At 63.9% G+C, this 16,407-nt stretch carries 17 protein-coding genes; 7 read left to right on the plus strand and 10 right to left on the minus strand.

Annotated elements, in window-relative coordinates; all coding sequences use genetic code 11:
• Positions 1–118 precede the first annotated feature (118 nt).
• Genes C163_RS00065 through glyQ form a run of 4 tightly spaced genes read right to left on the minus strand, consistent with a single transcriptional unit; the run spans position 119 to position 4,477 of the window.
• Positions 119–904, minus strand: a complete 786-nt coding sequence (locus tag C163_RS00065; protein WP_025337179.1) for a 1-acyl-sn-glycerol-3-phosphate acyltransferase — start codon at positions 902–904, stop codon at positions 119–121.
• Between the two features lie 46 nt (positions 905–950).
• On the minus strand, positions 951–1,478 hold the full coding sequence (gene gmhB, locus C163_RS00070; RefSeq protein WP_025337180.1) for a D-glycero-beta-D-manno-heptose 1,7-bisphosphate 7-phosphatase: 528 nt from the start codon (positions 1,476–1,478) through the stop codon (positions 951–953).
• A gap of 3 nt (positions 1,479–1,481) precedes the next feature.
• On the minus strand, positions 1,482–3,533 hold the full coding sequence (glyS, locus tag C163_RS00075; protein WP_025337181.1) for a glycine--tRNA ligase subunit beta: 2,052 nt from the start codon (positions 3,531–3,533) through the stop codon (positions 1,482–1,484).
• Positions 3,530–4,477, minus strand: a complete 948-nt coding sequence (glyQ, locus tag C163_RS00080; protein WP_025337182.1) for a glycine--tRNA ligase subunit alpha — start codon at positions 4,475–4,477, stop codon at positions 3,530–3,532. Before glyQ ends, glyS begins: the two co-directional genes overlap by 4 nt.
• 83 nt (positions 4,478–4,560) lie before the next feature.
• On the opposite strand from glyQ, the gene C163_RS00085 reads away from it, so the two are divergent.
• Together C163_RS00085 and C163_RS00090 are read left to right on the plus strand one after the other, a co-directional pair.
• The gene (locus tag C163_RS00085; protein WP_003260004.1) at positions 4,561–5,112 is read left to right on the plus strand and encodes a DNA-3-methyladenine glycosylase I; all 552 of its coding nucleotides are present in this window, start codon (positions 4,561–4,563) and stop codon (positions 5,110–5,112) included.
• A 41-nt stretch (positions 5,113–5,153) separates the two neighbouring features.
• Positions 5,154–6,041, plus strand: a complete 888-nt coding sequence (locus C163_RS00090) for a lysophospholipid acyltransferase (protein WP_025337183.1) — start codon at positions 5,154–5,156, stop codon at positions 6,039–6,041.
• Positions 6,042–6,158: 117 nt separating this feature from the next.
• On the opposite strand, the gene C163_RS00095 is transcribed toward C163_RS00090, so the two are convergent.
• The 5 genes from C163_RS00095 to def are packed head-to-tail and all read right to left on the minus strand — an operon-like array spanning position 6,159 to position 10,682.
• Positions 6,159–6,467 (minus strand): tetratricopeptide repeat protein, encoded by a 309-nt coding sequence (locus C163_RS00095; RefSeq protein ID WP_025337184.1) that lies wholly within the window; start codon positions 6,465–6,467, stop codon positions 6,159–6,161.
• 11 nt (positions 6,468–6,478) lie between these two features.
• Positions 6,479–7,852, minus strand: coding sequence for a Trk system potassium transporter TrkA (gene trkA, locus C163_RS00100; RefSeq protein ID WP_013970264.1), 1,374 nt, complete (start codon positions 7,850–7,852; stop codon positions 6,479–6,481).
• Positions 7,853–7,875: 23 nt separating this feature from the next.
• Positions 7,876–9,186, minus strand: a complete 1,311-nt coding sequence (rsmB, locus tag C163_RS00105; RefSeq protein WP_025337185.1) for a 16S rRNA (cytosine(967)-C(5))-methyltransferase RsmB — start codon at positions 9,184–9,186, stop codon at positions 7,876–7,878.
• The gene (fmt, locus tag C163_RS00110) at positions 9,183–10,115 is read right to left on the minus strand and encodes a methionyl-tRNA formyltransferase (protein ID WP_025337186.1); all 933 of its coding nucleotides are present in this window, start codon (positions 10,113–10,115) and stop codon (positions 9,183–9,185) included. Before fmt ends, rsmB begins: the two co-directional genes overlap by 4 nt.
• A gap of 60 nt (positions 10,116–10,175) precedes the next feature.
• Positions 10,176–10,682: a peptide deformylase gene (gene def, locus C163_RS00115; protein ID WP_003260000.1), complete on the minus strand. Its 507-nt coding sequence runs from the start codon at positions 10,680–10,682 to the stop codon at positions 10,176–10,178.
• Positions 10,683–10,889: 207 nt separating this feature from the next.
• On the opposite strand from def, the gene dprA reads away from it, so the two are divergent.
• From dprA to C163_RS00130, 3 genes are all read left to right on the plus strand, one after another.
• Positions 10,890–11,987 carry a DNA-processing protein DprA gene (gene dprA / locus C163_RS00120; RefSeq protein ID WP_025337187.1) on the plus strand — a complete coding sequence of 366 codons (1,098 nt, stop codon included), beginning with the start codon at positions 10,890–10,892 and terminating at the stop codon, positions 11,985–11,987.
• Positions 11,988–12,029: 42 nt separating this feature from the next.
• Entirely contained in the window at positions 12,030–12,587 is a 558-nt protein-coding gene (locus C163_RS00125) for an L-threonylcarbamoyladenylate synthase (protein ID WP_025337188.1), read from the plus strand.
• A gap of 446 nt (positions 12,588–13,033) precedes the next feature.
• Entirely contained in the window at positions 13,034–13,342 is a 309-nt protein-coding gene (locus tag C163_RS00130) for a hypothetical protein (protein WP_031324379.1), read from the plus strand.
• A gap of 159 nt (positions 13,343–13,501) precedes the next feature.
• On the opposite strand, the gene C163_RS00135 is transcribed toward C163_RS00130, so the two are convergent.
• Entirely contained in the window at positions 13,502–14,479 is a 978-nt protein-coding gene (locus C163_RS00135) for an NADPH:quinone reductase (protein ID WP_025337189.1), read from the minus strand.
• Between the two features lie 134 nt (positions 14,480–14,613).
• Here C163_RS00135 and hemF point away from each other — a divergent pair, with 134 nt between their 5' ends.
• On the plus strand, positions 14,614–15,525 hold the full coding sequence (hemF, locus tag C163_RS00140) for an oxygen-dependent coproporphyrinogen oxidase (protein WP_019098072.1): 912 nt from the start codon (positions 14,614–14,616) through the stop codon (positions 15,523–15,525).
• 25 nt (positions 15,526–15,550) lie between these two features.
• Complete coding sequence (aroE, locus tag C163_RS00145; RefSeq protein ID WP_025337190.1) at positions 15,551–16,375, plus strand: shikimate dehydrogenase; 825 nt, start codon at positions 15,551–15,553, stop codon at positions 16,373–16,375.
• Positions 16,376–16,407 lie beyond the last annotated feature (32 nt).

The following is a 16,407-nucleotide window of genomic DNA, read 5'->3' on the forward strand; positions in this document are numbered from 1 at the left end:
AAACTTATGCACGATTTTCAGAAAAATGTCATACACAGAAATAAACAGCTAATTCAAACACTTAGCTATCACTTCAAGCTTTTAATCCAAAAACAGTTCACAAGTTATCCACAGATGGTCAGGCCATCTGTTCCTGGGGTTTTTCCTCTGCTGGCGGCAGCGAACCCATGGCCCGCTGGGTCGCTTCGTTCCATGCCGCGGCGCGGTCGTTGAGCTCGGCGATGGCCCGTGGCCCGGTGCCGTTGGCGTACATCGGTTCGCCAATCACCACCTCGATGGTGCCAGCGCGCTTGCCCCAACCGGTCTTCGGCCAGAACTTGCCGGCGTTATGGGCAATCGGCAGCACCGGCAGCCCGGCATTCACTGCCAGCGCGGTGCCGCCACGGGAGAACTTGCCCATGGTGCCGAATGGCACGCGAGTGCCTTCCGGGAAGATCAGCACCCAGGTCTTCTGCTTGAGCAGCTCGTCACCCTTGCTGGCTACCTGGCGCAGGGCTTCCTTGGGGTTATCGCGGTTGATCGCGATCGGCCGCAGCATGGCCATGGCCCAACCGAAGAACGGCACGTACAGCAACTCGCGCTTGAGCACCTGGCTCAGCGGCGAGAAATACTGGGAAAGGAAGAAGGTTTCCCAGGTGCTCTGGTGGTTGGACAGGATCACGCAAGGCTCATCAGGCACGTTCTCGGCGCCAGTGATCTTGTAGTCGATACCCAGGATGGTGCGCACCAGGAACAACGCGCAACGGCACCAGTACACGTTGATGAACTTGTAGCGCTTGGGGAACGACAGGAACGGCGCGACGAAGAAGCTCAGCGAGCACCACAGCAGCGAACTGGTGCCCAGCAGCAGGTAAAAAAGAAAGATTCTGATCGCCTGCAGGATCGACATAGTGGCTTGTACCATTGCGGGGCATGCCCGCCTGAGAAAAATGCGCCCGAAGGCGCACTGTTTAAATTAGTTCTCTGGCGATAGCTGCCAGATCGTCGAAAATCAGTGTAGTTTCCGGGACGCCTTTTTCCAGGGTCCGCTCGCCCTTGCCGGTTTTCACCAGCACGGGTTGTGCACCGACGGCCAGGGCGGCCTCCAGGTCACCTTTGCTGTCGCCAACGAACCAGACGCCTTCCAGGCCGACCTGGTAATGCTCGGCGATCGCCCGCAGCATGCCAGGCTTGGGCTTGCGGCAATCGCAGCCTTCGTCCGGCCCGTGCGGGCAATACACGATGTGACCCACCTCGCCACCCTGCTCGGCCACCAGCGCGCGCAGGCGCGCGTGCATGGCTTCGAGGGTTGCCAGCGCATAGTAGCCACGGGCAATGCCGGACTGGTTGGTGGCCACGGCCACCGTCCAGCCCGCCTTGCTCAACTGCGCGATCGCTTCGACCGAGCCAGGGATCGGCACCCACTCGTCCAGCGTCTTGATGTAGGCGTCGGAGTCGTAGTTGATGACTCCGTCACGGTCGAGAATCAGCAGTTTCAAGGCTTACCCCAGCAGCGAAATGTCGGCCACGCCCAGGAACAGGCCGCGCAGGCGGCTGAGCAGGGCATAACGGTTGGCGCGTACCTTGGCATCCTCGGCGTTGACCATCACCGCCTCGAAGAAGGCGTCGACCGGGTCACGCAGGGCCGCCAGGCGGGCCAGCGATTCGCTGTACTGGCGTGCAGCAGCCATCGGTTGCACGGCCTGGTCGGCCTGCTGGATGGCCGAGTACAGGGAGAACTCGTTGGCGTTGTCGAAGTACTTCGGCTCGACGTGATCGGCGATGGCGCCTTCGGCCTTGCTCAGCAGGTTCGACACGCGCTTGTTCACCGCGGCCAGGGCCTCGGCTTCCGGCAGCTTGCGGAAGGCTTGTACGGCTTGCACGCGCTGGTCGAAGTCCAGGGCAGAACCTGGCTGCAGGGCACGTACCGACAGGTAGGTGGCCACGTCGATGCCTTCGTCTTCGTAACGCGCACGCAGGCGGTCGAAGATGAACTCCAGCACCTGTTCGGCCAGGCCGGCGGCCTTGACCTTGGCGCCGAACTGCTTGACCGCGAACTCGACCGCACCGGTCAGGTCCAGGTCCAGCTGCTTCTCGATCAGGATACGCAGCACGCCCAGGGCGGCACGGCGCAGGGCGTACGGGTCCTTGCTGCCGGTAGGCAGCATGCCGATGCCGAAGATGCCGACCAGGGTGTCGAGCTTGTCGGCGATGGCCACGGCAGCACCGGTGAGGGTCTGCGGCAGCTCGGCGCCAGCACCGCGCGGCATGTACTGCTCGTTCAGGGCCAGGGCCACATCTTCCGGCTCACCGTCGTTGAGCGCGTAGTAGTAACCGGCAACACCCTGCATCTCAGGGAATTCGCCGACCATCTCAGTGGCCAGGTCGCACTTCGACAGCAGGCCGGCACGGCCGGCGCGCTGGGCGTCGCCGCCGATCAGCGGGGCGATGAAGGCGGCCAGCCTGGAAACGCGCTCGGCCTTGTCGTAGACGGTACCCAGCTGAGCCTGGAACACCACGTTCTTCAGGCGCTCGTTGAAGGTTTCCAGCGGCTGCTTCTTGTCCTGCTTGAAGAAGAACTCGGCATCGGTCAGGCGTGGGCGCACGACCTTCTCGTTGCCTTGCACGATCTGCTTCGGGTCGCGGCTTTCGACGTTGGCCACGGTGATGAAGCGCGGCAGCAGCTTGCCTTCGCTGTCCAGCAGGCAGAAGTACTTCTGGTTGTCCTGCATGGTGGTGATCAGGGCTTCCTGCGGCACTTCGAGGAAACGCTCCTCGAACGAGCACACCAGCGGCACTGGCCACTCGACCAGGGCGGTCACTTCGTCCAGCAGTGCCGGCGGCACGATAGCGCTGCCTTCCTGCTGCATGGCCAGTTCGGCGGTACGCTTGCTGATCAGCTCGCGGCGCTCGGCGAAGTCGGCCAGCACGTAGGCTTTGCGCAGGTCTTCGACGTAGTTGGCCGGGGTGGTGATGACCACGTTTTCCGGGTGGTGGAAGCGGTGGCCACGGGATTCACGGCCGGCCTTCTGCGACAGGATGGTGCAGTCGACCACCTGGTCGCCCAGCAGCATCACCAGCCATTGGGTCGGGCGCACGAACTCTTCACGGCTGGCCGCCCAGCGCATGCGCTTGGGGATCGGCAGGTCGTTGAGCGAATCTTCGACGATGGTCGGCAGCAGGCCAGCGGTGGCCTTGCCCGGGATGTGCTGGGAGAAACGCAGCTTGGCGCCGGTCTGGTCGATTTCCGACAGATCCACACCGCATTTCTTGGCAAAGCCCAAGGCAGCCTGGGTCGGCTCGCCGTCTTTGAAAGCAGCCTGCAGGGGCGGGCCGTCGATATTGATGCTGCGGTCAGGCTGCTGCACGTCCAGCTGGCGGATCAGCACGGCCAGGCGACGCGGCGCGGCGTAAACCTGCTTGCCGGTGTAGTTCAGGCCAGCGGCCTGCAGGCCTTTCTCGATACCAGCCAGGAAGGCTTCGCCGAGGCTGGCGAGGGCCTTCGGTGGCAGCTCTTCGGTGCCCAGTTCTACCAGGAAATCTTGAGCACTCATTGCGCAGCCTCCAGCTTAGCCAACACTTCGTCACGCAGTTCAGGGGTGGCCATCGGGAAGCCCAGGCGTGCGCGGGCTTGCAGATAGCTTTGCGCCACGTCCCGGGCCAGGGTACGTACACGCAGGATGTAGCGCTGGCGCTCGGTTACCGAGATTGCACGGCGGGCGTCCAGCAGGTTGAAGGTGTGCGAGGCCTTCAGCACCATTTCATAGGTCGGCAGCGGCAGGTCCAGCTTGATCAGGCGGTTGGCTTCGCTTTCGTAGAAGTCGAACAGCTCGAACAGCTTCTCGACGTTGGCGTGCTCGAAGTTGTAGGTCGACTGCTCCACCTCGTTCTGGTGGAACACGTCACCGTAGGTGACCTTGCCGAACGGGCCGTCGGCCCACACCAGGTCGTACACCGAGTCGACGCCCTGGATGTACATGGCCAGGCGCTCCAGGCCGTAGGTGATTTCACCGGTGACCGGGTAGCACTCGATACCGCCTACCTGCTGGAAGTAGGTGAACTGGGTGACTTCCATGCCGTTGAGCCAGATTTCCCAGCCCAGGCCCCAGGCGCCGAGGGTCGGCGACTCCCAGTTGTCTTCGACGAAGCGAATGTCGTGGACCAGCGGGTCCAGGCCGATGGCTTTCAGCGAGCCGAGGTACAGCTCCTGGAAGTTGGCCGGGTTGGGCTTCAGTACCACCTGGAACTGGTAGTAGTGCTGCAGGCGGTTGGGGTTTTCGCCATACCGCCCGTCGGCAGGGCGACGGCTAGGCTGCACATAGGCGGCGTTCCAGGTTTCTGGACCCACGGCGCGCAGGAATGTAGCGGTGTGGAAAGTGCCGGCGCCTACTTCCATATCGTAGGGCTGAAGCACCACACAACCTTGCTCGGCCCAGTAGTTCTGCAGGGCGAGGATCAGGTCTTGGAAGGTACGCACGGCTGGCGTAGGCTGGCTCACGAAATTCACCTGTATCTGGGGATGCGGATGTAAAGAGCGGGAGTATAACCTGATTCGCCTCGCCCTCTACTCATTGGAGCCTTATGCCACGCTGCTTTTGGTGTACCGACGATCCGTTGTACCAGGCCTACCATGACCAGGAATGGGGAACGCCCCAGCGTGACCCGGCGTTGCTGTTCGAGATGCTTTTGCTCGAAGGGTTCCAGGCAGGGCTTTCGTGGATCACCGTTTTGCGTAAGCGCGAGCGTTATCGCGAGGTGATGCACGGCTTCGATCCGGTGAAACTCGCCGTCATGAGCGACGAACGCATCGAGGAGCTGATGCAGGATGCCGGCATCATCCGCAACCGCCTCAAGCTCAAGGCTGCCAGGCGCAATGCCCAGGCCTGGCTGGCTGTGGACAACCCTGCCGACTGGCTCTGGTCATTCGTTGGTGGTGCGCCGAAGATCAACCACTTCACGGGCCGCAGCGAGGTACCAGCGGTTACCGATGAAGCCAAGGCGATGAGCAAAGCCCTGCAGAAAGCCGGCTTCACGTTCGTTGGCCCGACCATCTGCTATGCCTTCATGCAGGCCACCGGCATGGTCATGGACCACACCACCGATTGCGATCGCTACGCCGCCTTGTTGCGCTGAGGGGTTACAATGCGCGCCTTGCTGAAATAAGGAATTCGCCTGTGGAAAAGTTCAAGGGCGCCCTGATGGTCGGGGTGCTGCGTCTGTTTGCCAAGCTGCCCTGGGGCGCTGTGCAGCGCGTCGGCGCCGGTATCGGCTGGCTGATGTGGAAGGTCCCCAACGGCTCGCGCAATGTCGTGCGCATCAACCTGGCCAAGTGCTTCCCGGAGATGGACCCGGTCGAGCGCGAGCAGCTTGTTGGCCGCGCGTTGAAGGATATCGGTAAATCCTTCGTCGAAAGTGCCTGTGCCTGGATCTGGCCGCCGCAGCGCTCGCTGGAGCTGGTCAAGGAAGTGCATGGCCTGGAAGTGCTGGAGCAGGCCCTGGCCTCGGGCAAGGGCGTGGTCGGCATCACCAGCCACCTGGGCAACTGGGAAGTGCTGAACCACTTCTACTGCAACCAGTGCAAACCGATCATCTTCTACCGCCCGCCGAAGCTGAAGGCGGTGGATGACCTGCTGCGCGAGCAGCGGGTGCAGATGGGCAACCGCGTGGCGCCTTCGACCAAGGAAGGCATCCTCAGCGTGATCAAGGAAGTGCGCCGTGGTGGCCAGGTAGGTATTCCTGCCGACCCGGAGCCGGCAGAGTCGGCGGGGGTGTTCGTGCCGTTCCTGGGTACCCAGGCGCTGACCAGCAAGTTCGTGCCGAACATGCTGGCCGGGGGCAAGGCGGTGGGGGTGTTCCTGCATGCCCTGCGGCTGCCGGATGGCTCGGGCTTCAAGGTGTTCCTGGAGGCGGCGCCGGAAGAGATGTACAGCACCGACGTGACCGTGTCGGCAGCGGCGATGAGCAAGGTGGTCGAGCGCTATGTGCGCGAGTACCCGAGCCAGTACATGTGGAGCATGAAGCGCTTCAAGAAGCGCCCGGCTGGCGAGCCGCGCTGGTACTGATATTTCTGGGGGCGCTTCGCGCCCCTTTCGCGACACAAGGCCGCTCCTACAAGGGATCGCGGTCTCCTGTAGGAGCGGCCTTGTGTCGCGATGGGCTGCAAAGCAGCCCCGGCGATTTCAGACCTTGTTCAGTTTCTTCAGAAACACGGTCATCTCTTTCTCGGCCTGCTTGTCCCCATGGGCCTGCGCCGCCACGATCCCCTCCTCCCAGGCCTTGCGCGCCGCCGCCAGGTCACCCTGCTGCTGATGCGCCTTGCCCAGCAGTTTCCACGCCGCCGAGTACTTCGGGTCCTGTTCCACGCACCGTGCCAGATGCACTGCCGCTTCAGCACCATTGCCTTCGTCCAGCCAGGCCTTGCCCAGGCCGAACCTCAACAACGGGTTATCCACACCCTTGGCCAGCATCTTCTCCAGCGATTCGCGCATGCCCTGTGCTCCTAGAAGAAACTCAAGCCGACGTGGAACAGCTTCTCCACATCCCGAATATGCTTTTTATCCACAACGAACAGGATCACATGGTCGCCCGATTCGATCATGGTGTCGTCGTGGGCAATCATCACCTCTTCGTCACGAATGATCGCGCCGATGGTAGTGCCCGGCGGCAGGGCGATGTCTTCGATCGCCTTGCCGACCACCTTGCTCGACTTCGAATCCCCGTGCGCCACCGCTTCGATAGCTTCGGCAGCGCCACGGCGCAGCGAGTGCACGCTGACGATGTCGCCCCGGCGCACGTGCGCCAGCAAGGTGCCGATGGTGGCCAGCTGCGGGCTGATGGCGATGTCGATGTCGCCACCCTGCACCAGGTCGACATAGGCCGGGTTGTTGATGATGGTCATCACCTTGCGCGCACCCAGGCGCTTGGCCAGCAGCGACGACATGATGTTGGCCTCGTCGTCGTTGGTCAGGGCCAGGAAGATGTCGGCGTCGGCGATGTTCTCCTCCAGCATCAGGTCCTTGTCCGAGGCGCTGCCCTGCAGCACCACGGTGCTTTCCAGGGTGTCGGAAAGGTGTCGGCAACGGGCCGGACTCATCTCGATGATCTTCACCTGGTAGCGGCTTTCGATAGCCTCGGCCAGGCGTTCGCCGATCTGCCCGCCACCGGCGATGACCACACGTTTGTTGGTTTCGTCGATACGGCGCAGCTCACCCATCACCGCGCGGATGTCCTTCTTCGCGGCGATGAAGAACACTTCGTCGTCGGCTTCGATCACCGTGTCGCCCCGCGGGGTGATCGGGCGGTCGCGGCGGAAGATGGCCGCCACGCGGGTGTCGACGTTGGGCATGTGCGCGCGGATCTGGCGCAGTTGCTGACCTACCAGCGGGCCGCCGTAGTACGCCTTCACTGCCACCAGTTGGGCCTTGCCTTCGGCGAAGTCGATTACCTGCAGCGAGCCCGGGTGCTCGATCAGGCGCTTGATGTAGTTGGTCACCACCTGCTCGGGGCTGATCAGGACGTCGACCGGGATATGGTCGTTGTCGAACAGCTCTTCGCGGGTCAGGTAGGCCGACTCGCGCACCCGGGCGATCTTGGTCGGCGTGTGGAACAGCGAATAGGCCACCTGGCAGGCGACCATGTTAGTCTCGTCACTGTTGGTTACCGCCACCAGCATGTCGGCGTCGTCGGCACCGGCCTGGCGCAGCACCGTAGGCAGCGAGCCGCGGCCTTGCACGGTGCGGATGTCCAGGCGGTCGCCCAGGTCGCGCAGGCGGTCGCCGTCCGTGTCGACCACGGTGATGTCGTTGGCTTCGCTGGCCAGGTGCTCCGCCAGCGTACCGCCTACCTGCCCTGCGCCGAGGATGATGATCTTCATCCGCTACTCCCTACCTTTTGTTCTTATCCGCGCGAGGCGGCGATCTTGATCAGCTTGGCATAGTAGAAACCGTCGTGGCCGCCTTCCTGGGCCAGCAACTGGCGGCCGTGGGGCTGGCGCAGGCCGGCTTCGGTGGCCAGGTCCAGCTCACGGGCGCCCGGGGTGCGGGCGAGGAAGGCATCGATCACTTCGGTGTTCTCGGTCGGCAGGCTGGAGCAGGTTGCGTACAGCAGCATTCCGCCCACTTCCAGGGTCGGCCACAGGGCATCGAGCAGCTCGCCTTGCAGCGTGGCCAGGGCCGGGATGTCGTCGGCCTGACGGGTCAGCTTGATGTCCGGGTGACGGCGGATCACGCCGGTGGCCGAGCACGGTGCGTCGAGCAGGATGCGCTGGAACGGCTTGCCGTCCCACCAGCTGGCGGTGTCGCGGGCATCGCAGGCGATCAGCTCGGCGTCCAGTTGCAGGCGGTCGAGGTTCTCGCGCACGCGGGTCAGGCGCTTGGCTTCGAGGTCGATGGCCACCACGTGGGCCAGGCCGGCTTCGGCTTCCAGCAGGTGGCAGGTCTTGCCGCCTGGTGCACAGCAGGCGTCGAGCACGCGCTGGCCGGGGGCCAGTTCCAGCAGGTCGGCGGACAGCTGCGCGGCTTCGTCCTGCACGCTCACCCAGCCTTCGGCAAAGCCTGGCAGGCCGCGCACGTCGCAGGCTTCGGCCAACACGATACCGTCACGGCTGTACTGGCAGGCGCTGGCGCCAATACCTGCCTCGGCCAGCAGTGCCAGGTAGGCATCGCGGCTGTGGTGGCGACGGTTGACCCGCAGGATCATCGGCGGGTGGGCGTTGTTGGCGGCGCAGATGGCTTCCCACTGCTCCGGCCAGAAGGCCTTGAGCGACTTCTGCAGCCAGCGCGGGTGGGCGGTGCGTACCACCGGGTCGCGTTCCATGCCGGCCAGCAATTCTTCGCCTTCGCGTTGGGCGCGGCGCAGCACGGCGTTGAGCAGGCCCTTGGCCCACGGCTTCTTCAGCTTGTCGGCACAGCCGACGGTCTCGCCGATGGCCGCGTGGGCCGGGATACGGCTGTAGAACAGCTGGTACAGGCCGACCAGCAGCAGCGCCTGCACATCGGCATCGGCGGCCTTGAACGGCTTCTGCAGCAGCTGCGCGGCCAGCAGGTCGAGGCGTGGCTGCCAGCGCGCGGTGCCGAACGCCAGGTCCTGGGTCAGGCCGCGGTCGCGTTCATCGACCTTGTCCAGTTGCGCCGGCAGCGAGCTGTTCAGCGAGGCCTTGCCACTGAGCACAGCGGCAAGGGCACGGGCGGCGGCGAGGCGTGGGTTCATTGGCCCAGCACCTTGCCGCTGGCGAATTTCTCGCGACGGCTGTTGAACAGGTCGCTGAAGTTCAGCGGCTTGCCGCCGGGCAGTTGCAGGCGGGTCAGGCTCAGCGCCTGATCACCGCAGGCGACCACCAGGCCGTCCTTGCTGGCGGAGAGGATCTCGCCGGGGGTGCCTGTCGCTGTGGACAAGTTGGCGGCCAGCACTTTCACGCTTTCGCCATCGAGGGTGCTGTGGCAAACCGGCCACGGGTTGAAGGCACGGATCAGGCGTTCCAGCTCGACGGCCGGGCGGCTCCAGTCGATGCGTGCTTCGTCCTTGTTCAGCTTGTGCGCGTAGGTGGCCAGGGCATCGTCCTGCACTTCACCGTGCAGCGAACCATCGGCCAGGCCGGCGATGGCTTGTACGACTGCGGGCGGGCCCATCTCGGCCAAGCGGTCGTGCAGGCTGCCGCCGGTGTCTTCGGCGCTGATCGGGGTGACCACCTTGAGCAGCATCGGGCCGGTATCCAGGCCCGCTTCCATACGCATCACGGTCACACCGCTCTCGGCGTCGCCGGCTTCCACGGCGCGCTGGATCGGTGCGGCACCGCGCCAGCGTGGCAGCAGGGAGGCATGGCTGTTGATGCAGCCCAGGCGCGGGATATCCAGCACCACCTGCGGCAGGATCAGGCCATAGGCGACCACCACCATCAGGTCCGGCTTCAGCGCGGCCAGTTCGGCCTGGGCTTCGGCGTTGCGCAGGGTCGGCGGCTGGAACACCGGGATGTCATGGGCCACAGCCAGTTGCTTGACCGCGCTCGGCATCAGCTTCTGGCCGCGGCCGGCCGGGCGGTCGGGCTGGGTGTAGACGGCCACGATCTCGTACGGGCTGTCGAGCAGGGCCTTGAGGTGTTCGGCGGCAAACTCTGGAGTGCCTGCAAAGACGATGCGCATGGAGTTCTCGCTTCAAAAAAGAAAAAGGCTTGCCGGAGCAAGCCTTCTGGAAGGTGGGGATCAGGCTTGCTGGCGGTGCTGCTTTTCCAGCTTTTTCTTGATCCGGTCGCGCTTGAGCTGCGACAGGTAGTCGACGAACAGCTTGCCGTTGAGGTGATCGAATTCGTGCTGTACGCACACCGCCAGCAGGCCTTCGCACTCCAGCTCGTATGGCTTGCCGTCGCGGTCCTGGGCCTTGACCCGCACACGCAGCGGGCGGTCGACGTTCTCGTAGAAGCCAGGTACCGACAGGCAGCCTTCCTGGTACTGGCCCATGTCATGGGTCAGCTCTTCGACTGTGGGGTTGATGAAGACGCGCGGCTCGCTGCGGTCTTCACTGAGGTCCATGACCACGACCTGCTGGTGCACGTTGACCTGGGTGGCGGCCAGGCCGATGCCAGGGGCTTCGTACATGGTTTCAAACATGTCGTCGATCAGCTGACGCAGGGCGTCGTCGAACACCGTCACCGGCTTGGCGATGGTGCGCAGGCGCGGGTCCGGGAATTCGAGAATGTTCAAGATGGCCATAAGGTCAGGCAGTCACTGTGCGTTCGGTTGAAAACTGAGCACACATAATAAAGGGAAACGGGGATTTCAGCACCTGGCAAAGCTCGGCTAGGGTTTTCAAGGGCCGCTTATAGCCCATTCGATGGACAGGTTGTCAAAGCGTTATCAACAAAGTTATCCACAGTTTTTGCCACGTCGATGGCCCCAATACGATCAAGGATGATCCCCATGCAGACCTACCATTCGTCGCCTCTTCCGCCTGCCGAACTGGAGGCGCGATTACGCCTGCACCGGCTGCCGGAAACGGGATTGCGTCGTTTTAACACCTTGCTGGATGCCTTTGGCAGTGCCTCTTCGGCACTGTGCGCACCGGCCGGCGCGTGGCGCGCATTGGGCATACCACAGGCCACTATCGATGCCCGGCGCAGTGCCGAAGTACGTGAGGGTGCACTGGCTGCAATGGCCTGGTTAGAGCGCCCGGGCCAGCATTTACTGATGTGGGATGGCCCTGGCTACCCGCCACTATTGGCGGAAATCGACGATGCCCCTCCGCTGCTTTTCGTCGCTGGCAACCCGGCCTTGCTCGAGCGCCCACAGCTGGCAATTGTGGGCAGCAGGCGTGCTTCACCCCCGGCGCTCGATACTGCTGCGGCATTTTCCCGCTACCTGGCGCAGGCCGGTTTCACCATTACCAGCGGCTTGGCCGTGGGCATCGACGGTGCCGCTCATCGGGCCGCATTGCAGGCTGGTGGGGGCACGGTTGGCGTGCTCGGTACGGGGTTGCAAAAACTTTATCCACAGCGCCACAAGTCGCTTGCGCAAGCGATGATCGACAATGGTAGCGCGCTGGTTTCCGAGTACCCGCTGGATGCCGGGCCGCTGCCCGGCAACTTCCCGCAGCGCAATCGCATCATCAGTGGCCTGTCGCTGGGCGTGCTGGTGGTCGAGGCCAGCCTGGCCAGTGGTTCGCTAATCACCGCGCGGCTGGCTGCCGAGCAAGGCCGCGAGGTGTATGCCATACCGGGCTCCATTCACCACCCCGGTGCCAAGGGCTGCCACCAGTTGATCCGTGACGGCGCGCTGCTGGTGGAGAGCGTGGAGCAGATATTGGAAAGCCTGCAGGGCTGGCAGAACCTGCCGCCTGCGGTTGTGGATAAATTCGACCATCCCCTGCTCGCCCTGCTGCATGCTGCGCCACAAACCAGCGAAAGCCTGGCCCACTGCAGCGAGCTGCCGCTGGCCGACGTGCTGGCGCAGCTGACCGAACTGGAGCTGGAAGGCCGGGTCAGCAATGAAGCCGGGCGTTGGTTTGCCCGCGCGGGCTAAGTACACTGCTCACAAGCAAGGTATATAGGCGGAGTAACAGAAATGGTGAGCAGTTTTCGTGTGCAACAAGCCGCACGTGAGATCCGGGCGGGCGCAGTGATCGCCTACCCTACGGAAGCGGTCTGGGGCCTGGGCTGCGACCCGTGGAACGAGGACGCGGTGTATCGCCTGCTGGCGCTGAAGTCGCGGCCAGTGGATAAAGGCCTGATCCTGGTAGCCGACAACATCCGCCAGTTCGACTTCTTGTTCGAGGATTTCCCCGAAGACTGGATCGACCGCATGGGCAGCACCTGGCCGGGGCCGAACACCTGGCTGGTACCGCACCAGAACCTGTTGCCCGAGTGGGTGACCGGGGAGCATGACACCGTGGCGCTGCGGGTCAGCGACCACCCGTTGGTGCGCGAGCTGTGTGCGTTGGTGGGGCCGTTGATTTCCACTTCGTGCAACCCGGGCGGGCGCCCGGCGGCGAAGACCCGGTTGCGGGTGGAGCAGTACTTCCATGGGCAGCTGGATCTGGTACTGGGCGGGGCATTGGGTGGAAGGAAGAACCCGAGTGTGATCCGTGACCTGGTGACTGGCGAAGTCGTTCGCCCGGGCTGATACCGCTGGCGAGGGCTTCGCCCTCGATCGCCGGCAAGCCAGCTCCCACAGGGATTTCACAAGGCTTGAAGGCAATGCTGGACCTTGTGGGAGCTGGCTTGCCGGCGATTGGGCCGCAAAGCGGCCCCAGAACCCCGCAGATTTTTCTGATTTTGTCTCGAATGGCTGTCCAGCTTGTGGCTTGGGAAATATCCTACGAGCCGCGTCCTCTGCCATCACCTTCTCAGTGGGAACCTCTGCCCTTAGGCTTCAGCCGTCGCCGAATAACTCGGCGATCGGGTGTGGTAACCCGGGTTCTGGGTGATCTTGGCAGTCCATGGCGGCTGTTCGCAGGAGGCTTCGTGCCTGCTGGGTTTTAGATCTCCCACCCGGTTTACCACCCTGCGTACAGCTGCCACCTATTCGTGTGGTAACGACTGGGTGGTGCCATGAAGCGAGATCTAGTGATGAAGAAGATTGTCCCCGATCCACCCCTACCCTGCACATCCACCCGCCCCTTCGGCCGCTGCGACGCCGGCCACGAACCGCTGTTCACCGTAAACCCGAACATTTCCGCCGAGGACGCCTTGGTTCATGTAGCTCTGTATCTGCGAGGCGCCTACGAAACGGGCTCGAAAGCCCTCGAGTACCTGCGCGAAGAAGGCCGTGGCATGTATTGGTCGAGCCTGCATTCCATTGAATTGGCGGAGGGATTGGTGGAGGCGATTCTCGATGGTATCGAGTCGATACCAACCACCCGTCCCCCACAGGCATAGCGCCATATTCAAGGCCGACGCAGTACCTGTGGGAGCGGGCGCGCCCGCGAACACCGGCGCAGCCGGTGCCATGCACCGCGGTGCTTGCTTCGCGGGCATGCCCGCTCCCACAGGGATAGCGCTGTATTCAACGCCGACGCAGTACCTGTGGGAGTGAACTCAAGGAAGCAGAATTGTGGAACCCACAGTCCGCCGAGCCGACAGCTCCGCCTGTGCCTTGGCCGCCTCACTCAGCGGATACCGCTGTTGGATATCCACAACCAGCTTGCCGCTACCAATCATCGCAAACAGGTCATCGGCCATGGCCTGGGTATTCTCGGCATTGTTGGCATAGGTCGCCAACGTCGGCCGGGTCACATACAGCGAGCCCTTCTGCGCCAGGATACCCAGGTTCACCCCGCTCACTGCTCCCGAGGCATTGCCAAAGCTCACCATCAACCCGCGCGGCTGCAGGCAGTCCAGCGAGGTCAGCCAGGTGTCGGCACCCACACCGTCATACACCACCGGGCATTTCTTGCCGTCGGTCAGCTCCAGCACCCGCTGGGCCACGTCTTCACGGCTGTAGTCGATGGTCGCCCACGCCCCCAGCGCCTTGGCCCGCTCGGCCTTCTCGGCAGAGCTCACGGTCCCGATCAGCTTGGCGCCCAAGGCCTTGGCCCACTGGCACGCCAACGAACCCACGCCGCCAGCTGCTGCGTGGAACAGGATCACGTCACCCGCCTTCACCTCATAGGTCTGCTTCAGCAGGTACTGCACGGTCAAACCCTTGAGCATCACCGCTGCCGCCTGCTCGAAGCTGATGTTGTCGGGCAGCTTCACCAGGTTGGCTTCCGGCAGCGTGTGCACCTCGCTATACGCGCCCAGCGGGCCGCCGGCATGGGCCACGCGGTCACCCACTTTCAGCCGGGTCACGCCCTCGCCCACGGCCTCGACCACGCCAGCCGCTTCAGTGCCCAGCCCCGAAGGCAGGGATGGCGGCGCATACAGCCCGCTGCGGAAGTAGGTATCGATGAAGTTCAGGCCGATCGCATGGTTACGCACACGCACCTGCTGTGGCCCTGGCGGGGCAGGTTCGAACTCCACAAACTGCAGCACTTCCGGGCCGCCATGCTGGCTGAACTGGATACGCTTGGCCATCTCGCACTCCTGTCGTATGGGTCGGGAAAGGCCTTCTATCGGACGCCTTTGCTTGATCGCCGTCAACTGCGGCGCGCGGGCTGGGGGTGGTATGCTACGCGGCGAATTCTTCCCTGCCCGTTCCTGGTGACCCGATGACTAGCCGCACCGAGGCCGTGAAAGCCTACCTGCTCGACCTGCAAGACCGCATCTGCTCTGCCCTCGAAGCTGAAGACGGCGGCGCCCGCTTCGTCGAGGACGCCTGGGTGCGCGAAGCCGGTGGCGGGGGCCGCACGCGGGTGATCGGCGATGGCAAGGTGATCGAGAAAGGCGGGGTCAACTTTTCCCACGTGTTCGGCGCTGGTCTGCCGCCGTCGGCCAGTGCCCACCGCCCCGAGCTGGCGGGCCGTGGCTTCGAGGCCCTGGGCGTGTCGCTGGTGATCCACCCGCACAACCCGCATGTGCCCACTTCCCACGCCAACGTGCGCTTCTTCATTGCCGAAAAGGAAGGTGAAGAGGCTGTCTGGTGGTTCGGCGGCGGCTTCGACCTGACCCCGTACTACGGCAATGAAGAAGACTGCATTCACTGGCACCGTGTGGCCGAGCAGGCCTGCGCGCCGTTCGGCGCCGACGTGTACCCGCGCTACAAGGCCTGGTGCGACCGCTACTTCCACCTCAAGCACCGTGGCGAGCCACGCGGCATCGGTGGCCTGTTCTTCGATGACCTGAACGAGTGGGACTTCGACACCTGCTTCGCCTTCATCCGCGCCATCGGCGACGCCTACGTCAACGCCTACCTGCCGATCATCCAGCGCCGCAAGGACACCCCTTACACCCCGCAGCAGCGCGAGTTCCAGGAATACCGCCGTGGCCGCTACGTGGAGTTCAACCTGGTCTACGACCGTGGCACCCTGTTCGGCCTGCAGTCCGGTGGCCGCACCGAGTCCATCCTCATGTCGCTGCCGCCGCAGGTGCGCTGGGGCTACGACTGGAAGGCCGCGCCCGGCAGTGAAGAAGCGCGCCTGACCGAGTACTTCCTGCAGGACCGCGACTGGCTCGGCCAGTAAGCCTGTGGACAATCAAGGAGCCGTCATGGACCAGTATGTCGTTTTTGGTAACCCCATCGGCCACAGCAAGTCGCCGCTGATCCATCGCCTGTTCGCCGAACAGACTGGCCAGGACCTGGAATACGCCACCCTGCTGGCGCCGCTGGACGAGTTCAGCGACTGCGCGCGCGGCTTCTTCAAGCAAGGCCGCGGTGGCAACGTCACCGTGCCGTTCAAGGAAGAGGCCTTCCGCCTGTGCGACAGCCTGACCCCGCGTGCCCAGCGCGCTGGCGCGGTGAACACGCTGAGCAAGCTGGCCGATGGCAGCCTGCAGGGCGACAACACCGATGGCGCTGGCCTGGTGCGCGACCTGACGGTGAATGCGGGGGTCGAGCTGGCGGGCAAACGCATTCTGATCCTGGGTGCTGGTGGCGCGGTGCGTGGCGTGCTGGAGCCGATCCTGGCGCACAAGCCGCAGTCGCTGGTGATTGCCAACCGGACTGTGGAGAAGGCCGAGCAGCTGGCGCGTGAGTTCGATGAGCTGGGGCCGGTGGTAGCCAGCGGGTTTGCCTGGTTGCAGGAACCGGTGGATGTGATCATAAATGCCACCTCGGCGAGCCTGGCCGGTGAGTTGCCGCCGATTGCCGACAGCCTGGTCGAGGCGGGGCGCACGGTTTGCTACGACATGATGTATGGCAAGGAGCCTACGCCGTTTTGCCAGTGGGCAGAGAAGCTGGGGGCGGCCAAGGTGCTGGATGGGCTGGGGATGCTGGCTGAGCAGGCGGCTGAGGCGTTCTTTATCTGGCGTGGGGTGCGGCCGGATACGGCGCCAGTGTTGGCTGAGTTGCGCCGGCAGCTGGCTCGGGGCTGAGATTGTTGGGGGCCGCTTTGCGGCCCATCGCA

It is taken from the genome of Pseudomonas sp. FGI182, from assembly GCF_000511325.1.
Lineage (GTDB): Bacteria > Pseudomonadota > Gammaproteobacteria > Pseudomonadales > Pseudomonadaceae > Aquipseudomonas > Aquipseudomonas putida_Z.

What these genes read in the sequence shown, in the direction of transcription:
- C163_RS00065 (WP_025337179.1), bottom strand. Translation starts at nt 904, where the DNA reads ATGGTACAAGCCACTATGTCGATCCTGCAGGCGATCAGAATCTTTCTT.
- glyS (WP_025337181.1), bottom strand. Translation starts at nt 3,533, where the DNA reads ATGAGTGCTCAAGATTTCCTGGTAGAACTGGGCACCGAAGAGCTGCCA.
- C163_RS00085 (WP_003260004.1), top strand. Translation starts at nt 4,561, where the DNA reads ATGCCACGCTGCTTTTGGTGTACCGACGATCCGTTGTACCAGGCCTAC.
- C163_RS00095 (WP_025337184.1), bottom strand. Translation starts at nt 6,467, where the DNA reads ATGCGCGAATCGCTGGAGAAGATGCTGGCCAAGGGTGTGGATAACCCG.
- trkA (WP_013970264.1), bottom strand. Translation starts at nt 7,852, where the DNA reads ATGAAGATCATCATCCTCGGCGCAGGGCAGGTAGGCGGTACGCTGGCG.
- rsmB (WP_025337185.1), bottom strand. Translation starts at nt 9,186, where the DNA reads ATGAACCCACGCCTCGCCGCCGCCCGTGCCCTTGCCGCTGTGCTCAGT.
- fmt (WP_025337186.1), bottom strand. Translation starts at nt 10,115, where the DNA reads ATGCGCATCGTCTTTGCAGGCACTCCAGAGTTTGCCGCCGAACACCTC.
- def (WP_003260000.1), bottom strand. Translation starts at nt 10,682, where the DNA reads ATGGCCATCTTGAACATTCTCGAATTCCCGGACCCGCGCCTGCGCACC.
- dprA (WP_025337187.1), top strand. Translation starts at nt 10,890, where the DNA reads ATGCAGACCTACCATTCGTCGCCTCTTCCGCCTGCCGAACTGGAGGCG.
- C163_RS00125 (WP_025337188.1), top strand. Translation starts at nt 12,030, where the DNA reads ATGGTGAGCAGTTTTCGTGTGCAACAAGCCGCACGTGAGATCCGGGCG.
- C163_RS00130 (WP_031324379.1), top strand. Translation starts at nt 13,034, where the DNA reads ATGAAGAAGATTGTCCCCGATCCACCCCTACCCTGCACATCCACCCGC.
- C163_RS00135 (WP_025337189.1), bottom strand. Translation starts at nt 14,479, where the DNA reads ATGGCCAAGCGTATCCAGTTCAGCCAGCATGGCGGCCCGGAAGTGCTG.
- hemF (WP_019098072.1), top strand. Translation starts at nt 14,614, where the DNA reads ATGACTAGCCGCACCGAGGCCGTGAAAGCCTACCTGCTCGACCTGCAA.
- aroE (WP_025337190.1), top strand. Translation starts at nt 15,551, where the DNA reads ATGGACCAGTATGTCGTTTTTGGTAACCCCATCGGCCACAGCAAGTCG.